We start from the raw sequence: 18013 nt of genomic DNA, 5'->3' as shown, positions 1-18013 counted from the left end.
ATGAGTCAAGATCATTCCTTAAATCCAGAAACGATGCCCCAAGAACCTGAAAAGGCAACCCTGGAAGGTAAAAATAAATTCATGGGCTTATGGTTTTTCCTTGGAGGAGAGACCGTCTTATTTGCCAGCCTATTTGGTACCTATCTTGCCCTGAGGAATTCTACAGCTGGTGGGCCTGCAACAACGGATCTATTTGGGCTTGAACTTGTTTTCATCATGACAATGCTGTTACTGACAAGTTCTTTAACAAGTGTTTATGCAATGTATCAAATGAAGAATAACAATTTTAAAAAAATGCAGCTTTGGTTGGGGATTACTGCCTTTCTTGGTATGGCGTTCCTAGCTTGCGAACTATATGAATTTTATCATTACATTCACGAGTTTGAGTTTACTTTTCGCTCTTCAGCATTTGGATCCGCCTTTTATACGTTAGTTGGATTTCACGGAGGCCACGTTGCTTTCGGTCTTAGCTGGTTAATTGTATTAATGGTTCGAAATGCGAAAAGAGGACTGAATTTATACAACGCACCGAAGTTTTATACCTTTAGCTTGTACTGGCACTTTATTGATGTCGTATGGGTATTTATCTTTACTGTTGTATACTTAATGGGAAAGGTGGGTTAACCAATGGCTGACAACATCAATACCAATAAGGTTAATTCTTTTCGCAAACAAAAAAGTAAGGATGAAATGAAAAAACAGCTCATCTCCTTTGCGCTGATGATTGGTTTTACAATCATTGCATTTGGGATCGTTGCTACGGATGCAATCGACAAAATGTTTGTTGTTCCTTTGCTACTTATCCTAGCTTTTGTACAGGTTGCATTCCAGTTCTATTACTTTATGCATATGAAGGACAAAGGACATGAATTACCTTCTATGATGATTTACGGTGGTATATTTGCTGCTTTATTAACCATTGCAGCACTTAGTGTTATCGTATGGTGGTAGGCTATATTTTTACAGCGTATTGAATATTTAAAGGCTGGGAGAAATCCCAGCCTTTTCTTTTAGCTTGAACGTACAACAAGATCCACGTCACTAGAATACGGAGGTTAATTATTAAGACCTCTGTTTTGTATAACGTGGTGGATTTATAAAACTTTCGTTTTAAAATCGTCACATTATAAGCGTGTATCTTACTAGAGAATACGTTATAATGATAGGGATAAACTTAACTTTATGGAGTGGGTAAAGATGTGGCTTGAACTTCAGATATTTGGCTTCCGAGCATTATGGAGTCCTTACTTTTTCCTGTTTGTGTTAGGACTAGCTATTGCATACTTTGTCATAACGGGGCCGTACCGAAAGAGATTTGGTGGGCAAGACAAGCCAACCAGAAAACAACAGGTATTTGTTTATACTGCCTTGGCTCTTTTATATATTGTAAAAGGATCACCGATCGACTTATTAACACATATTATGCTTTCTGCACATATGGCACAAATGGCTATTTATTACTTAGTGTTTCCCATACTCTTAATTAAAGGGATTCCTGCGTGGATTTGGAGAAAAGTTGTTTATTTACCGGTGGTGCGTCCTGTACTCAATTTGCTGACGAAACCGATTATTTCACTGTTATTATTTAACACGTTGTTTTCTGTTTATCACATGCCAATAGTGTTTGATTTTGCTAAAACTTCGCAAATTGCACATACCACGATATCGCTTATTATTTTGGTAGCTGCATTTATCGTCTGGTGGCCAATTTTGTCACCATTAAAAGAAGCAAATTCGATACGCCCCTTACTTAAAATCGGCTATATCTTTGCTAATAGTGTACTGATTACACCAGCTTGTGTCTTAATTATATTTGCTGATCACACGTTATTTGATACATATACGCAGGGTGGTGCTTGGATACAGGCGATGCAACTTTGTGTACCTGGGGATATTATTCAGGGGTTAAGTGGACAGCTGTCAGGACCGCAGATGTTTTCCGATATGAGCCCTTTAGAGGATCAGCAATTGGGTGGTATTATCATGAAAATTATGCAAGAAATTACGTATGGGGTTATTCTTGCACGAATCTTCTATGGTTGGTTTAATGCTGAAAGTTTGAAGGTAGATCCTATTCCAGCGGAAACACAAAATTATTAATACTAACTATTTGAGTTAATTATGGAAAGGAATTTTGAATTATGCCTTTTTTACCTACAATAAGTACATTTTTCATCGTATTAAGTGCTATTTTAGTGGCATTTGGTTGGAGATTTATAGTGAAGGGAAAAGCTGCAACACATAAGAAAACCATGATTGCTGCTGCTATTAGTGCCTTAATATTCTTTATCATTTATGCATCTCGGACTGTTTTTGTTGGAAATTCAAGCTTTGGTGGTCCAGAGGAGTTAGAAATTTATTATACGCTGTTTCTAATTTTTCATATTTTCCTGGCGACTTCTGGAGCGATATTTGGGATCGTAACACTAACGCTTGCATTTAAACGGAAAATAAAGAAGCATAGAAAAATTGGACCGGTTACAAGTATTATTTGGTTTTTCACAGCTATAACAGGAGTAATGGTCTACTTATTGCTTTATATATTTTATGATAGTGGTGAAACTACCAGTATGATAAAAGCGATATTAGGATCATAATTTTATTATTTTGAAAATGATTATAAAAACAGACTATAAAAAAGTGAGTACCAGCTTAACTGGACTCACTTTTTTCTTTTTATACTATACTTTGATATTCCACTTAATAATCCCTGCTTCTTTGGCAGAATTAAAAGCAATTACAAGTAATGGTCCGAGTATAAAGCCGAGAATACCCAATAGCTTTAATCCAATAAACATAGCAATTAAAGTGGCTAATGGTGAGAGACCGATGTGTCGCCCCATTACTTTCGGTTCGACGATTCTCCGGATCGCTAGCAGTATAATGGCTAATATAGATAACTGGATACCAGTTGAGACATCTCCTGCAAGTAGCATGATCAATGCCCATGGTCCCAATACGATAATCGAACCGATGATTGGAATAATATCGACAATCCAAATGATAAGGGACATCACGATTGCTACTTCCGGTACGATTAGGAATAAACCGATTAGAGATCCTGCCAGAATAAGCAAACTAACAAGAAACTGAGCTTTAAAGAAACCAAGAATAACGCTCGCAAGTCGTTTATTCATAAATGATACTTTTTCTGCAGTCTCTTTTGTCATCAAATTATACGTTTTTGCTTTTAAGATTGGGAGCTCAAGCATAAATAGGAACAATGCAATCAAGTATACGAGAAGACTGATTAAGTACTGTGGTACTTGTGCTACAATCTGAGCAATTCTGTCTAAGGTAATCTTTTCTTTTGCCGTAGTACTCAAGTTTACAAGGTTCTGCTCAATACCGTCTGAAACCTGGTTAACAAATTCAGAAGGAAGGTCATCTGTGTATTGCTCTAGATCCGTTTCCCAGTCTTTATAAATTTCGTTTAGTTTATTAAAGTGGGATGGAACGTCCTCAGCAAAATTCACGACCTGTGTTACTGCTTTTGTTACAATAAATGTTCCAGCTACTCCTGCTATTAGAAGAAAGAGCAAGAAGATAATTGTTACAGAGGCTTTTCTGCTAAGTCTAATTCTCTTTTGAAATAAGCGAACCAATGGGTTTAAAATGAGTGCTGTAATAAAAGCAACTACTAATGGAATAGATATTGGCAAAATAAAAATAATAGCAATTACCAAAATAACTCCAAGAATAATTAATGTCCAATGGTGTTTTTTAATATTTCGCAGCAACGGTATACGATAGCTCCTTTCAATACAGCTTAATATGTATGGTTATTTAAAATATAGCACTAATTCGTTATTTTGAACAGATTAATAAATCAGTGGGGGTTTTCGTTCTGCCCCCACTGATTGTTAGTTGAACGAATCGGGGTGTTAGCGTCCGTTTACTCCCACTAAAAACTCACGGTTTCACTTCATGTTTTGAAGTGGGAGTCTTACGGACGGTTGTACCGGGATAAAAATTAATTATGGACAGTTTATTCTTTTCTAACTTTCCAATTTATTTACCATAGATCGGTAAAAACCAACTACCATTATTCAGTAGTTGGTTTTTACATTAGTTTTTATATTGATCTAATTCTTCTTTGACTTTCAACACAATACTTTTAGCGCGTTCCACTAGGTTTTCTGGGAAATTCTCATTCTCACCATATTCAACACCATGTGGATAATAGTGCTTCCCAAGCAGTGGGGTCATCAATTTGATTACGGCATTACCTCGATCTACATCGCCTTCCGTTGCATACCCTTGTAAGCGGATATAGTATGTAACATTTTTTTCTTTGGAATCTACTCTGTAATCATAAGTGACACGGTCATAATCCCATTGGCCTGCACGTACAAAAGCATGTTTTGCAGTTAAGTGATCCAGTGGTTTTAAATCAATTAGTACTTCTTCAAATCCAGTATTTTCGATTCTCAATTTCGTTCACCTCACATATTTGTCCTCATTAAACTATAATAGTATGAAATGGTATAAGTTGCAAGGGATGTTGATCACAATGGTTTCGTTTTCAATATGTAGCTTTTTTGAATATATTATTTCATATAAAACGTACTAAATAATAGAGGAAACAAGAATGGTTTCTATTTCTTTCTCATATAGATAGTTATATACAAGATAGGGGGATTCGCTATGCGCTTCGTTCGTATAATTTCAGCACTATTAATAGTCGCTATGATTGGATTCTATTTTATCGAACAATCTGATAGATCAGTGGAGACGAGTACAAAAGACGTAGAAGATAATTTTGCAAAAGGTAGAGAAAGTTTACTTAAGTCTAAGGTGGTACCTGAAATGCCTATTCTTACCAATGGTGGGGCACTGTTTCAATGGATAGGTAAGAATACAGAAAACTTAACCGAACAGCTTGGTGAGCCATTAAGAAAAGATAAAAGTGCGTACAATTACACGTGGTGGATTTATTCGGGCGAAAAGGATCAATATATACAATTTGGTGTGGAGGAAGGCGCAATCCAGACCGTCTTTGCAACAGGAAATGGTATTGATATAGGGCCCCTAAAAGTTGGACAATCTCGCAAAGGTGTCAAGGAGGCGTTAAAAACGCTTGGAAAGGATTTAGATTATGAAACAGAGGTTGCGTATGAAAATGGTATTTCTTCTTATCGCTTTCAATTGATGGAGGAAGATTTAAGCAAACGGCCTCTCATTAAATTATCAGATAATCTGTTTTTGCAAGCTTATTTTGACACGTTTACTGATCAATTATCTTCAGTACGAATACTAACAGGTGAGGTATTGCTACGTCATCGACCATATGGTCTCGAGTATCGAGGAGATTTACCTGATGAACCTTCTTTTTCGGATGAGGAATGGGAAGAGATTGAAACAGGAATGGAGAAGCAAATTTATGATATTACAAATGTAATTAGGTCAAATCATGATCGGTCCGTTTTGAAAGAAGAAAATTCGGTCTCTTCAGTGGCTTTTACTCACAGCAAGGATATGGCGGAAAACAATTATTTTTCTCATTATAGTCAGGACGGTTCCGGTTTAAAAGAGAGACTAGCCGTTGAAGAAGTTTATTATACATCAGCTGGTGAAAACATTGCTGCCCAATATCCTGATGCACCATCTGCAATGTTAGGATGGTTGAATAGTGAGGGGCATAGGGAAGCTTTATTAAATGATTCCTATACACATCTTGGGGTAGGAGTCTATCGTTTATACTACACACAAAACTTTCTCCAGCGCCCTGAATAGAAGTGTCGTAATCCAATTAAACGCAATACAAAATGCTGGACGATAACTTCATGCCATTAGCTGAAGAAAAAAATCGTTTGGCATTTTTGCAGTAGTTTAAGATACATAATCATTGAAGCCCTGAAGTAACCGACTTGAACTGCTATAAATAGATATCATTTGAATTTCGCTTTCACAGTATCTTAAAAAGGACATAAAATATAGTACAGATGACTATATAGCTGGAGGTGAATAGATTGAGCAATAAGCTGCATCCCTCTGTAGTTGAATTTAAAACGTTTATCAACAAACATCCAGCGCTGATCAAGAAAATCAGAAAAAGTGGAAGATCATGGCAGGAATACTATGAGCAATGGGCGTTACTGGGAGAAGATGATCCACTATGGGATGAATATAAAGAGGAAGAAACTGAGTGGAAGAAGGAAGAACAAGATGAGAATGAAGGGTCATTTGAAAAAAACAAGGAGCTTTTCTCCAATTTAATAAAAATGACGGAGAATATGGATTTAAATAAAGTGCAAAAACAAATTGACTCATTCAACAATACTATTTCCGTTGTTCAAGAGTTACTAGGTCAGTTTAAACAGCCTGATACAAAATCTGAACCTGTAGGAAAGAATGGTTTTGGCTGGTTTAAAGATTAAGGAGAGGAAATAATGGATAAGACATGTCTTTTATACCTTGAAGAAAATCCCCAGATAGCACGTTTTGTTCGCTATAACCCTGTTTGGTATAGATATCTTTCTAGGGAACCTTCCCGTATAAGTGAATTACCGAAGGAAGCAAAAGCATTCTATGGTAAAACAATTCCACAAAGGGTAGAGCGATTTAGCAATCAGATGCAGATGGTGGGTATGATGCTTCAATTTGCAGGTGCAATGAAGGATTAATATATTTTCAGAAATGAAATATAATGATAGAATGGGGGTGGAGGTGCTTAGGCATGATTGCTACTTTAGAATATGTTGATATTCTTGATCGATCAGAGCTGTTGGGGAAAATGGTACTCGATTCCGATGTTATGGAATTATACAATAACTCCCTGCAGGAATTAAATGAAGACAAGGAAGCGCAAAGGCTTATAAAAGCTTTTAAAGATATAAAAGTACATTATGAGGATGTACAACGATTCGGAAGATACCATCCTGACTATAACGATATTATGAAAAAGGTGCGTTCCGTTAAGCGTGAGATGGACATGAATGAAAAGGTCGCTACGTTTAAAATAGCTGAACGAAATCTTCAGAAATTGCTAGACGAAATTAGTGGGCATGTGGCACTAAGTGTTAGCGAGCAAATTAAGGCTCCTAAAGATGGTGGAGCATTGACAGACAGTGGCTGTGGTTGCGGAAGTGGCGGCGGTTGTGGCTGTGCATCTTAATCAGATGATCCTTTTTTCGAAAATACAATGATGGTGAGGAATTAGCTATGCGAACGATGCGCCAGGGTATTATTGTCTGGTTCCAACATATGAAAAACCTGAAGCATATTAAACGTTACGGTCATTTTCTATATGCATCCAAGCGACTTAAATATGCTGTGCTTTATGTGAACCAAGAAGAGCTAGAAAAAGTAGAACATAAGCTTAACAAATTGTCGTATGTTTCAAAAGTGGAAAGATCTTATAAGCCATTTGTGGAAACAAATTATGAGAATGCCAAGCCAGACAAGGCAAAACAGTATGATTATAAGATGGGTATATAATCATCATCTCAAGAAGCCAATACATTTTGCTGAATAACTTGTAACAGGGTTATTCAGTTTTTTATGTCCTATTTTAAAAATCAATAAAAAAAACCTGCAGATAAATATCTGCAGGTCCCTTCGTTGCTTTCTACATAGAAAACAAAAAGGCAAAGGGAGAGGAGAAACCGGAGGAAGAACTTATGGGGAAGTGTAAGTCTTCTCCGTGTTTTGAAACAACCAAACTAACCATTAGCTGTCTCAATATGCTATTATGGTCAAGTAAACAGAATATATACATGCACATAGCTGATTTTATTTTTAATCTTTAACGTTCTATTTTCCTAACGCTTTATATGTGGTAGGATTAATTTTTAGAACTGCTGGACTGAGGTGGTAAAATGCGCGTAATAGCAGGAGTACATAAAGGAAGACAATTAAAAGCTGTATCTGGAAAATCAACCAGGCCGACTACAGATAAAGTAAAGGAAGCAATCTTTCAAAGGATGGGGCCTTTTTTTGACGGAGGTTCCGTTTTGGATTTGTTTGCAGGAAGTGGTTCATTGGGGATTGAAGCACTTAGCAGAGGAATGGAGTTTGGGATATTTGTTGATAAACATCCAAAGGCGATACATACTATTAGCGAGAATTTACGTTTACTAAAATTAGATAAACGTACGGAGGTCTACAGGGCAGAGGCGTCTCGGGCTCTACAAGCAACTGCGAAAAGAGAGTTGAAATTTGACCTGTTATTACTTGACCCTCCTTACGGTAAGGTCGATTATGAAAAAATACTTCGTGATAGTTTAAAGCTAGACATTTTAAATAAGTCTGCTATTATTTATTGCGAGCATGACCCTGCCGAAAGGATTACTTTCGACCAACAACAGTTCACTTTAGTAAAACAAGACGATTACGGTGGCACAATTGGAATTACTATCTTACAGAAGAATTAGAAGGGAGTACTGACTTTGACCAGATTGGCAGTTTGTCCAGGTAGCTTTGATCCTTTAACCCTAGGGCATTTAGATATTATCCAACGCGCTGCAAAAGTGTTTGATCACATCATTGTGGCAGTATTTAATAACCAATCAAAAGCTCCATTATTTAGTGTGGAGGAAAGGATTGAGTTAATAGAAAAATCTACAAAACACATTCCGAATGTTACGGTAGACCACTCCCATGGTTTGTTAATGGATTACGCACGGGAAAAGAACGCCCAAGCAGTTATTCGCGGACTTCGGGCAGTGAGTGATTTTGAGTATGAAATGCAAATAACTTCTATGAATCGGAAGCTTGTGGAGGATATTGAGACCTTTTTCATCATGACAAATAATCAATATTCTTTTCTGAGCTCCAGTATTGTTAAGGAAGTTGCTAAATATAAAGCAAATGTGTCTGATCTTGTACCGAAGCCCGTTGAGGAAGCTCTCAACAAGAAATATCGGTAGTTTAAACGACTTCAACTTTAAAAGATGATCCTTCTAGCGGGGGATCATCTTTTTTCATGGAGTAAGAAGAATAGATCGTAATTTATGGGTATATCTCTCCCCTATAAGTGCGAGGAAAATAGCGATAAGCTACGCTCTTGATCTACGGTATAGTAGAACGGCAGTCAAGGCTAGGAATAACAGCGTAATAACTGGTCCAATGTTTTGCATTGTCGTGATAAATACAGTCCAGCTGTTTTCTACATTCTGATTGAAAACAGGCATATCATCTAGTTCAAAGGTCTGTTTATTCAAATAAAGAGGAATGTACAGTACCACTGTAAGAATACTAGCTAGTGTACCATGCAAAAATCGAGCCAAAAAATAGGGTTTAAACCGTATATCGGTTCCAGAAAGAATACTTGCAACCTGTGCCTGTACGGAAAGACCATTAAAACCCATAATAAAGCTAACAAGTACTGCTTGGGAAAGAACGGTTGCTGTTTTCTGGGAGATCATTTGCGCTCCAATTGTGATTTCGAATAGTCCTGAAAACAAAGGAAGTGCCATATCGATTGGTATAGAAAAGATCGATAGGATAAATTGAAATAGAATAGCAATAAGTGGTGATAACCCAATTAAGAAAAATAACTTGGTCAAGACTGAAAAAAGAATAATAAATCCTCCAACCATAACAAGGGTTTTAATCGAGTTTATTACAGCATCTCCCAATATCTGCCCCAAGGCTCTATCATCACTAATTCTCATTTCGTGCATCTCGCGAAAAGCTCTTTTAATAGAAAACTTCTTCTCTTCCTTTTTATGACGTGAAGCGGTTCTTTTTTCTTCTGCTCTTCCATAAAAACGCATGCATAGCCCCACAAGTGCATTACTACCATAATGACAGACTGCAAGCAAAACACCTAGTTTAGCATCATGAAAAAATCCAATGGAGACAGCTCCGATGATAAACAGTGGGCTAGAAGCGTTTGTAAAGGAGACAAGCCGTTCTGCTTCCACTCTTGTTATTTGTTCTTCTTCACGAAGTCGTGCAGCAATTTTTGCCCCTGTTGGATAGCCACTTGCCATTCCCATTACCCACCCAAAACTCCCAACACCTGGTACATTAAACAATGGGCGCATAATGGGTTCGAATAGGACACCGATAAAACGAACGACTCCAAAGCCAATAAGTAATTCAGAGGTAATAAAAAAGGGAAGTAAGGAGGGGAAAACTACTTCCCACCATATATTAAGCCCTCGAATACTTGCTTCAAAGGAGTCATTTGGAAAAGCTATAAGTGAAAATGCCACAAAGGTAGTTATACTGGCTAAAATTATTGTTTTAAATACTTGTTTCAAAATATGAAGCCCCCTAAGTGTGATAAGCCTTGCTCTGTACTTCTTTTTCCGATAGTAGTAGAATAATGCTAGCCACTTTATTTAAGTTTGTTGATGGTTGTCTTGTACAAGCTTATATCAATATACGCACATACATAGGCGATTTATGCCATACACTTTTTAAAGTATAAAGACATTAAGAGCCCGACAACGTACAAGCAGGATTAGAAGGTAAGGTGATTTGGCGAAGCCATGATAGAACAACTCATATAAAAGAGATTCAACCGAACTATTTTATTGCAAATAGTTCGGATTATTTTACAGGTGTGTACTTTTGTCCGAGACCGTTCATCATGTTGTCTCTTGCTTGAAATTCAACTTCTGCAAAAAAAAATTAGATGTCATAATTTCAGTTTGTTTTAGAATTTTAATTAATCACTTATAGGCTGATTTGATAATAGTTTTTCCGGAAAATAAAGAGGGAACTGGAAGGAGTCTTATAATGAAATTTACAAAAAAGCAAATTATTACCCTAATTATAGTCGTGATTATTGCGTACTTTATAGCTGCATTTAAGCTTCCATTTTATATTTATAAACCAGGCGGAGCAGATGCTCTAAATCCAATCGTTTCAGTTGAAGAGGGTTATCAGAGTGAAGGAGATATGCACCTAGTTACAGTGAGTGGAGGACAAGCTACTCCGATTCAATATGTTTGGGCAAAGCTTCTTCCACACCATCAAATTCTCCCGATCGAAGAGGTAAGACCAGAAGGTATTTCTGATGATGAGTACATGCATGCACAGCTACAGATGATGGAAAATTCTCAGGAAGCTTCAACCGTGGTGGCATATGAGGCAGCGGACAAGGAGATCACAATAGACTATAATGGTGTCTACGTTGTTTCAGTTGTGGAAGGCATGCCTGCAGAGGGGAATTTGGAAATGGGAGACAGGATAATTGGAATTGACGGGGTAGACGTTAAAGAAGCGGATGATCTCATTAGCTATGTAGAAAGTAAAAATGCGGATGATACTATAGAAGTAGAATTTATGCGTGATGAGGAGACTCAGTTTGAGGAAATACAATTACAAACCTTCGCGGACACTGAAAAAAAAATTGGCATTGGTATTCAACTCGTAACAGATAGAAGTGTCTCCGTTGATCCTACAATAGAGTTCTCGAGTGGTAGTATCGGTGGACCAAGTGCTGGTCTTATGTTCTCTTTGGAAATATATGATCAGCTGACAGAGGAAGATATAACAAGAGGATACGAAATTGCCGGAACCGGAGAGATCGATTATGATGGCACTGTTTACCGAATCGGTGGTATTGATAAAAAAGTAGTGGCTGCGGATAAGGAAGGAGTGGACATCTTCTTTGCACCGAATGAGGAAGGCAGAGAAGACTCCAATTATCAGGTCGCTTCAGAAACAGCAGAAGAGATTGGTACTGATATGAAAGTTGTTCCAATTGACACGTTTGAAGATGCTATAGACTATTTAGAGAAGCTTGAGCCAAGATAAATAATAGAAGATAGAATAAAAGACCTTCCAATAGGAGAAGGTCTTTTATTTGTTAATTAAAATTGGGGGCATTAACTCTTGTTTTTTCAATTTATGCCGAATAGCTGGAGTGAGTATGCTGTAGTAGGCATTACTGGCCCTTTCTTCTAATTGTAGTAATGGATTATCCTGACGTGATAGTTTAGAAACCAATGGTACATTCATTTGTTTTTTAGCTTTGTTAAGATAAGCTTGTCCGTTTTTTGTTAAACCTAATAAACGAACATAAGGAACGCTATGGTTACTAACTAAAGGCGCAATTTCTTCTTTTTTTACGTTCGCTAGAATAAAAACAAAAATACGTTGGAGTCTAGTCCAAGTATAGCGTTTTGTTTTTACAGCTTCTACCCATTCATGAAAGGAGCGAGCATGAATTGCCGTCTTTTTAATTCGATGCTCCAGTCCTTCTTCAACACCATGGATGTTAGCAAGTTCGTCTGGAGTCATGGTCATAACACGATATTGGAGGAGATCAAAGTAGTGCTCCCATGTGTGCCATTGTCCTGATTCACTTCTGTATTCAGTTAATTGGTCAATTGTATTAATTGGTATTGCGTGTGCCACTTGATTCGTAATGGTATTGTCCTCGTGAAGGGCTTTGCGAATACTTGTTGCACTAGCTATCGACCCTGTGATAGCTTCGTCGTGATAGCCGCTTTTTGTTCGCTTAATTGTAAGGGGCTCTATCTTGTATTCATTTTTAAGGATTGTCTTGACATAACTGTAACCAAGGATATTATTTGGTTTTGTAAGGTCCATACTGTCTTCAGACAGGCCGATTTCCTGGTAGGCATGTCGACTGGCTTCAGGAAAGGAAAATCCATTGGCTAATCCTGCTTTTAGTTCCGTAGTGTAAAGTGTCTCACTTCTTTTAAAGTATTCATAGCTGTTTGTGAAATCAGATGCGTTGCCTGATTCACTACCGAAGCAAATACTTGATACACCAATTTCATGTAATGTATGAATGGCCCCTTTTGCAAATAGATCACTACTTTGCACTGCAAAAGCGAAGGGGAGTTCTATTACAATATCGACGCCTGATAAAAGTGCTGCTTTTGCCCGGGAAAACTTGTCCATTATTGCAGGTTCTCCTCGTTGGAGAAAGTCGCCACTCATTACAGCAATGATACAGTCAGCATCAGACGCTTTACGAGCCTCCTGAATATGATAGGCATGTCCATTATGAAAAGGATTATATTCTACAACTAAGCCACATGCTTGCATGATAACACCCCTGTATGTAAGATGGTAATTATTGTATCAAAAAAAGCCACATTCTGCACGATTATCCCAATTAGGAAAGGGAATAATGGGAATATAGTCTGCTGTATTCCCTTATACGAAATTGTAACTTCGTTTTTAATCAACTAAAGATATATTATCAAGTAAATGTGTAAAGAAAATATGTTGACAAAAGTCTATTTTTCTTTTAAAATAACTCTTGTTGCCTAGAGGTGATTACAATGAAATTAACATTGGCGCAAATTAGAAAAAGTGCTTATAGTGAACCTTTCGCTTTTGATGAAATGGTGAACGTTTCAGAACTTGAAGCAATGAACAATGATATTAGGGAAATAAACCCGGTTCGTGTTCAGGGACAGTGCTTCTTGCAGGGTGAACAAATTATTGTTTCATTTAAAATAAGCGGAAAGATGATTTTGCCATGTGCACGTACATTAGTGGATGTCGGTTATCCCTTTGAGATCAAAGTGGATGAGGTATTCACCACATCTTCTTACTATGATGAAGAGGAAGAAATTCATCCAATTGACGGGGAGGTACTTGACTTAACTCCCTATATAAAGGAGAATATTCTCTTAGAGGTTCCTTTTCGGGTTTTTGCTGAAGATACAGGTGGCCAGGATGCTGCTCCTTCTAAGGGTGCGGGATGGGAATTTGTTTCTGAGAAACCGGTAGAAGAGACGATCGACCCACGTTTTAAAAAACTAGAGTCATTATTTGAAGATAAAAAGGAAGACAAGTAAGGATTACTGTTCTGTGTTGTTTTCTTTTTATGAAGGAGGTGTAAGTCATGGCAGTACCTAAAAGAAGAACGTCAAAAAAAGTTAAAAACCAACGTCGTACTCATAAGAAATTACACGTACCTGGCATGGTAGAATGTTCAAATTGTGGAGAGTTAACTAAGCCTCACCACGTTTGTAAAGCATGCGGGCAATATGATGGTAAAGAAGTAGTAAGCAGCTAATAAATAGTATGCGCAAAAGCAGGACACATATAGTGTCCTGCTTTTTTATATTGTCAGAAAATCGCTTTACACTTATCTAAAAGGTTCTGATACTAGAGAGCAAGCTAGAGTGTATAAGGGAATGCCAATAAGAATTCTTTATGAATTGAAATGAGCTAGTGATTCAGCTGTCTACTAATGGAATGATAAAGTGGTTGCTTGCTTACAGCCTTTAAAAAAAGTAGCTAAAAGGCAATATCATATTCTATCACTCCTATTTTTTGCATACATTGATAGCAAACGTATAAGGAGGGATGGTATGAATGCGACACGGCAGGATGCATGGACGCAGGACGAAGATATTATTTTAGCTGAAACAGTTCTTCGACATATAAGGGAAGGGAAGACGCAACTGGAGGCTTTCAAAGAAGTTGCAAAACAGCTCTCTAGGACCTCGGCTGCATGTGGATTCAGATGGAATGCAACTATCCGGAAGCATTACCAGGACGCTATTCAATATGCTAAGGAGGAAAGAAAACAAGGCGACAAGAAGCAATCCTGGGAACGAGTTGAGGGGAGTAATCCGGAGCGGGATACAATTGAAACAGCGATTTCCTTACTCGAAAAGATGAGAACCGGGTTTTTGGATGATTTACCTGGTAACAAGCTTGAGCAGGAAAAACGTATTGAGCGTCTTCAGCAAGAAAATGAACAGCTTCGCCAACAATTGCTAAGGTATGATAATGCTTGGAAGGAAATGGGGAAGCTTTGGGATTGGGTGAAGACAGGCGTTTCTAAATAAAATGTTTTTTATAAGTAGAGCGCCTTTCATGATGGTTTACTTCAGACAAAGCAATTATAATAATACCCATAAAAAAGACATGAATGGAATCCTCATTCATGTCTTTTTAAATTTTATAGAGTGTAACTTCTTATGTTGTTTCCTTTTCTTTCACACCTACTGGCATCCAGATAAGTGGATTCTCACCTAGGTCACGTTCCATATCATAGTGTGCTTTTTGGAACCCCATTTTTTCCCAAAATGTATGGGAGTTGATTCGCGGGTTTGTTTTAATAGGCAGGTTGTAGCTCTTTGCGAACTCTACCAAAGCATTTCCGTAACCTTTACCCTGATAATCTGGCAAAACTTCAAGCTTCCAAAGGGTCAAATAGTCCTGTTGGGGTTCGAAGTATGCGTCATATTTCTTCTGCACTTTATAAAGGCTCATTCTCGCAACAAGATTGTCACCAATATAGATCCCGTAGAACGGAGAATCGTTATAATTTTCAACCATCTTGTTTTCTAAGTCCTCAAGCATGGAGAGCTCCTGATTCCCATATTCCTTAAAATATTTAAACTTTTCGAGTGTTTTATAATTGATTAATAGATTCTCTACCTTTTGTTCCATAAAAAGCATCCCCTTTATAAGTCGTATTATCTCTTGATATTCTGACCATTCCATGTCAATCCGTAATGTAATCGTTTACTATATTCGAGATTCTTTTTAAGCTCCTGTTAAAAGAAGTTTTAAGTAAAGCCTGACATGGTTTAAGGTTACAGTATAATTATATTATAGAAAAATTCTGATGGAATTGAAAGGATTAAATAATGGTCCTTTTCAGTTTCTTTGTAAAAATGGCAATTGAGTTCCCAGTTACCTTACTGTTGCTGGCTTGTTAGTGGAAGAAAATACAACCTCCTAACTTGTTGCTAGTGGATCATTTTGATATGCACTTTGTTACAATATAGGTTAGAATTACAGAGATAAGAGCAGAAGGGACTAATGGAATAATGGTGCATTTTATAACTTATATCAGTAGTATGTTTATTGTTGCTCCCTTTTTGGCAACTTGGTTGGTTTATTTCGGTGCGGTTAAGCTACACAAACAGAAGAAGCGTGCTTTTTTCACGGCAGTAAACGTTAGTACGCCGCTTTATGTAATTGCTATGTTGGTGTTGTTATCACACTTATTTAACGTCAATGCAACCGGAATTTTAGTCATAGTACTACTTTTAATGTTGATGATCATTCTTTATTTGCAGTGGAAATATAACACAGAGGTACTACTTGGGAAGGCATTCAAGCTCCTCTGGCGTATTTGTTTTTTACTGTTTTCCTTTCTTTACCTTTTACTGATCTTGTATGGACTAATTGACCGGATCTTTTTCTATTAAGAAAGCGCCAAACAGAATACATGAATTTTCATGTGGATTTATGTACAATACATATTGGACATTACGAAATAAAAGGAGCACGGGGTCTATGCAGGTCGAGACACTACAGATACATAATGAAAGTAAATTACTAAAGGATTACCGTAATAACGACCCGAATATTATGAGATTTTTTGATTACCACCCATATAACGACTTCAAAAAACGATTATCAGAACTCGAAAACCGTTCGTTTGATCGGGAGAAGCTTACTGATTTATTAAAAGTGATGAACAGCAAATGGGGCGTACCACAATCCTCGTTAGATAATATAGCAAGGCTAAAGCAGAGAGAAAGTGTCGTGGTTATTGGCGGGCAGCAAGCCGGGATTTTAACTGGTCCGATGTATACGATCAATAAGATTGTCTCTATTATTCAGCTTGCAAGGCAGCAAGAAGAGGAGCTAGAGATTCCTGTTATCCCTGTTTTTTGGATAGCTGGAGAAGATCATGATTTTGCTGAAATCAACCATATTTTTGTTCCAGAAATTCCCAAAATGAAAAAGTTTAAGTTATTTCAACAGGCGTTAGGCAAGCAATCAGTTTCAGACATTGAGTTGGATAAAGAAGGTACAGAGAACTGGATTTATCAATTATTTGAACAGCTGGAAGAGACAAAGAATACAAAGGATCTATTCAAGACCATTTTATCCTGTCTTGATGTGGCGAATTCGTACACAGACTTTTTTGCGCGCCTCGTTTACAGCTTGTTTCCTAATGAAGGGCTTGTTCTTATTAATTCAGCTGACAAAGAGCTTAGAAAACTAGAATACAAACATTTCATCTCTCTTATCCAGGCGCAACCCGAAATAAGTACGGGAGTTTACGGTGCAAGTGAAGACTTAAATCAATTAGGTTATTCTATCTCCTTGGAGTTAGAAAAGGAGGATGCTCATCTTTTCTATCATGAGAATGGGGAAAGAATTTTACTTGTAAAAGACGAGGAAAATATGTGGGTTGGTAAACAAAACGAAGTTCGTTTTACCACAGAAGAACTACAAGAGATTGCGGTTAAGCAGCCATATAATTTGAGTAATAATGTAGTGACTCGTCCGATTATGCAAGAGTTGTTATTTCCAACACTAGCATTTATTGGTGGTCCCGGCGAGGTAGGGTACTGGTCGGTATTGAAGCCTGCATTTGCAGCAATGGAAATGAAAATGCCTCCTGTGCTGCCAAGATTATCTTTTACATTTATAGACCGGAATGTAGAGAAGGCTTTGTCTAAATATAGTATTCATGTTGAACATGCCGTGAATTATGGCGTAGAAGATAGTAAACAAGACTGGCTGAATAAAAAGCAGGACCCGCCAATTCATGAGCTAAGTGTAGAAATAAAGCAAAAGATGAAAGATATACACAAGCCATTGCGTGAAGCGGCGAAAGGGGTCCGTGCTGATCTTGGAGATTTAGCTGAGAAAAATCTCCATTATTTACAGGATACCATTCAGTTTTTAGAGAGCAGAATTCAGAAGGCCATAGAGGAAAAGTATGCTAGGGAGATTGAAGAATTTGATTTGATCTCATTGTCTTTAAGGCCTGAGGGAGGATTACAAGAAAGAATTTGGAATCCTATTTTTTGGATAAACCATCACGGAATTGAGTTTGTACAAAGCATTCTAAATCAAGATCTTTCGATGAAAGAGTCCCATTTTGTAGTGTGGTTATAAGCCCCACCATTACCCACTAATAATATTAATACGTGTTAAGAGCTGTCCAGCCCTGCTGTGACAGTTTTTTTATGTTGTTAAAATAGCTAAGTAATTGTGATTTTTATAGAAAGTTAATAATTAGTGGGAAACTAGTGGTGAATAGTGGGGGAATGTGGTAATATGTATTTATGAAAGTGGGGCGAACTAT

22 protein-coding genes are annotated in these 18013 nt (G+C 37.4%); 17 read left to right on the top strand and 5 right to left on the bottom strand.

Annotation, left to right across the window (positions count from 1 at the left end; genetic code table 11):
- The 4 genes from AC6CHS_RS04375 to AC6CHS_RS04360 all read left to right on the top strand — a co-directional run bounded on the left by AC6CHS_RS04375 (position 1) and on the right by AC6CHS_RS04360 (position 2597).
- Complete coding sequence (locus AC6CHS_RS04375; RefSeq protein WP_498234350.1) at positions 1 to 624, top strand: cytochrome (ubi)quinol oxidase subunit III; 624 nt, start codon at positions 1 to 3, stop codon at positions 622 to 624.
- Between the two features lie 3 nt (positions 625 to 627).
- Complete coding sequence (gene ctaF / locus AC6CHS_RS04370) at positions 628 to 951, top strand: cytochrome c oxidase subunit IVB (protein WP_036573314.1); 324 nt, start codon at positions 628 to 630, stop codon at positions 949 to 951.
- Between the two features lie 246 nt (positions 952 to 1197).
- Positions 1198 to 2100 carry a cytochrome c oxidase assembly factor CtaG gene (ctaG, locus tag AC6CHS_RS04365; protein WP_498234348.1) on the top strand — a complete coding sequence of 301 codons (903 nt, stop codon included), beginning with the start codon at positions 1198 to 1200 and terminating at the stop codon, positions 2098 to 2100.
- Between the two features lie 41 nt (positions 2101 to 2141).
- On the top strand, positions 2142 to 2597 hold the full coding sequence (locus AC6CHS_RS04360; protein WP_106896558.1) for a DUF420 domain-containing protein: 456 nt from the start codon (positions 2142 to 2144) through the stop codon (positions 2595 to 2597).
- Positions 2598 to 2681: 84 nt separating this feature from the next.
- Here the strand turns inward: AC6CHS_RS04360 and ytvI are convergent, their stop codons facing one another.
- Both ytvI and AC6CHS_RS04350 read right to left on the bottom strand, forming a co-directional pair.
- Positions 2682 to 3740: a sporulation integral membrane protein YtvI gene (gene ytvI / locus AC6CHS_RS04355; protein WP_498234347.1), complete on the bottom strand. Its 1059-nt coding sequence runs from the start codon at positions 3738 to 3740 to the stop codon at positions 2682 to 2684.
- Positions 3741 to 4068: 328 nt separating this feature from the next.
- Positions 4069 to 4434 (bottom strand): YugN family protein, encoded by a 366-nt coding sequence (locus tag AC6CHS_RS04350; protein WP_498234345.1) that lies wholly within the window; start codon positions 4432 to 4434, stop codon positions 4069 to 4071.
- Between the two features lie 213 nt (positions 4435 to 4647).
- Here AC6CHS_RS04350 and AC6CHS_RS04345 point away from each other — a divergent pair, with 213 nt between their 5' ends.
- From AC6CHS_RS04345 to coaD, 7 genes are all read left to right on the top strand, one after another.
- Entirely contained in the window at positions 4648 to 5736 is a 1089-nt protein-coding gene (locus AC6CHS_RS04345) for a CAP domain-containing protein (RefSeq protein WP_498234343.1), read from the top strand.
- Between the two features lie 236 nt (positions 5737 to 5972).
- Positions 5973 to 6380, top strand: coding sequence for a spore coat protein YlbD (ylbD, locus tag AC6CHS_RS04340; RefSeq protein WP_498234341.1), 408 nt, complete (start codon positions 5973 to 5975; stop codon positions 6378 to 6380).
- Between the two features lie 12 nt (positions 6381 to 6392).
- Complete coding sequence (locus tag AC6CHS_RS04335; RefSeq protein ID WP_036573297.1) at positions 6393 to 6626, top strand: YlbE-like family protein; 234 nt, start codon at positions 6393 to 6395, stop codon at positions 6624 to 6626.
- A gap of 53 nt (positions 6627 to 6679) precedes the next feature.
- Entirely contained in the window at positions 6680 to 7117 is a 438-nt protein-coding gene (locus tag AC6CHS_RS04330) for a YlbF/YmcA family competence regulator (RefSeq protein ID WP_498234339.1), read from the top strand.
- A gap of 47 nt (positions 7118 to 7164) precedes the next feature.
- The gene (locus tag AC6CHS_RS04325; RefSeq protein WP_042223881.1) at positions 7165 to 7440 is read left to right on the top strand and encodes a YlbG family protein; all 276 of its coding nucleotides are present in this window, start codon (positions 7165 to 7167) and stop codon (positions 7438 to 7440) included.
- 380 nt (positions 7441 to 7820) lie between these two features.
- Positions 7821 to 8375 carry a 16S rRNA (guanine(966)-N(2))-methyltransferase RsmD gene (gene rsmD, locus AC6CHS_RS04320; RefSeq protein WP_498234337.1) on the top strand — a complete coding sequence of 185 codons (555 nt, stop codon included), beginning with the start codon at positions 7821 to 7823 and terminating at the stop codon, positions 8373 to 8375.
- A gap of 15 nt (positions 8376 to 8390) precedes the next feature.
- Complete coding sequence (gene coaD / locus AC6CHS_RS04315) at positions 8391 to 8870, top strand: pantetheine-phosphate adenylyltransferase (protein ID WP_036573289.1); 480 nt, start codon at positions 8391 to 8393, stop codon at positions 8868 to 8870.
- 129 nt (positions 8871 to 8999) lie between these two features.
- Here the strand turns inward: coaD and spoVV are convergent, their stop codons facing one another.
- Positions 9000 to 10211, bottom strand: coding sequence for a dipicolinic acid transporter SpoVV (gene spoVV / locus AC6CHS_RS04310; RefSeq protein WP_498234335.1), 1212 nt, complete (start codon positions 10209 to 10211; stop codon positions 9000 to 9002).
- Between the two features lie 481 nt (positions 10212 to 10692).
- Between spoVV and AC6CHS_RS04305 the strand changes: the two genes are divergently transcribed.
- Complete coding sequence (locus AC6CHS_RS04305) at positions 10693 to 11715, top strand: SepM family pheromone-processing serine protease (RefSeq protein WP_498234333.1); 1023 nt, start codon at positions 10693 to 10695, stop codon at positions 11713 to 11715.
- A 45-nt stretch (positions 11716 to 11760) separates the two neighbouring features.
- On the opposite strand, the gene AC6CHS_RS04300 is transcribed toward AC6CHS_RS04305, so the two are convergent.
- Positions 11761 to 12978, bottom strand: a complete 1218-nt coding sequence (locus AC6CHS_RS04300) for a nucleotidyltransferase (protein ID WP_498234331.1) — start codon at positions 12976 to 12978, stop codon at positions 11761 to 11763.
- A gap of 239 nt (positions 12979 to 13217) precedes the next feature.
- Here AC6CHS_RS04300 and AC6CHS_RS04295 point away from each other — a divergent pair, with 239 nt between their 5' ends.
- From AC6CHS_RS04295 to AC6CHS_RS04285, 3 genes are all read left to right on the top strand, one after another.
- Complete coding sequence (locus AC6CHS_RS04295; RefSeq protein WP_498234329.1) at positions 13218 to 13739, top strand: YceD family protein; 522 nt, start codon at positions 13218 to 13220, stop codon at positions 13737 to 13739.
- Positions 13740 to 13786: 47 nt separating this feature from the next.
- Entirely contained in the window at positions 13787 to 13960 is a 174-nt protein-coding gene (rpmF, locus tag AC6CHS_RS04290) for a 50S ribosomal protein L32 (RefSeq protein WP_036573267.1), read from the top strand.
- 298 nt (positions 13961 to 14258) lie between these two features.
- Entirely contained in the window at positions 14259 to 14741 is a 483-nt protein-coding gene (locus AC6CHS_RS04285; RefSeq protein ID WP_498234327.1) for an RsfA family transcriptional regulator, read from the top strand.
- Between the two features lie 130 nt (positions 14742 to 14871).
- Here AC6CHS_RS04285 and AC6CHS_RS04280 read toward each other — a convergent pair whose 3' ends face one another.
- Complete coding sequence (locus tag AC6CHS_RS04280; RefSeq protein WP_498234325.1) at positions 14872 to 15348, bottom strand: N-acetyltransferase; 477 nt, start codon at positions 15346 to 15348, stop codon at positions 14872 to 14874.
- A gap of 383 nt (positions 15349 to 15731) precedes the next feature.
- Between AC6CHS_RS04280 and AC6CHS_RS04275 the strand changes: the two genes are divergently transcribed.
- On the top strand, positions 15732 to 16115 hold the full coding sequence (locus tag AC6CHS_RS04275; RefSeq protein WP_498234323.1) for a DUF3397 family protein: 384 nt from the start codon (positions 15732 to 15734) through the stop codon (positions 16113 to 16115).
- Positions 16116 to 16203: 88 nt separating this feature from the next.
- Positions 16204 to 17823: a bacillithiol biosynthesis cysteine-adding enzyme BshC gene (bshC, locus tag AC6CHS_RS04270; protein ID WP_498234321.1), complete on the top strand. Its 1620-nt coding sequence runs from the start codon at positions 16204 to 16206 to the stop codon at positions 17821 to 17823.
- The last annotated feature ends 190 nt before the right edge of the window (positions 17824 to 18013 follow it).

The organism is Oceanobacillus sp. GQ8, assembly GCF_059758495.1.
The sequence above is the reverse complement of the archived record's forward strand: the minus strand, read 5'-3'. Positions and strand labels throughout refer to the sequence as shown.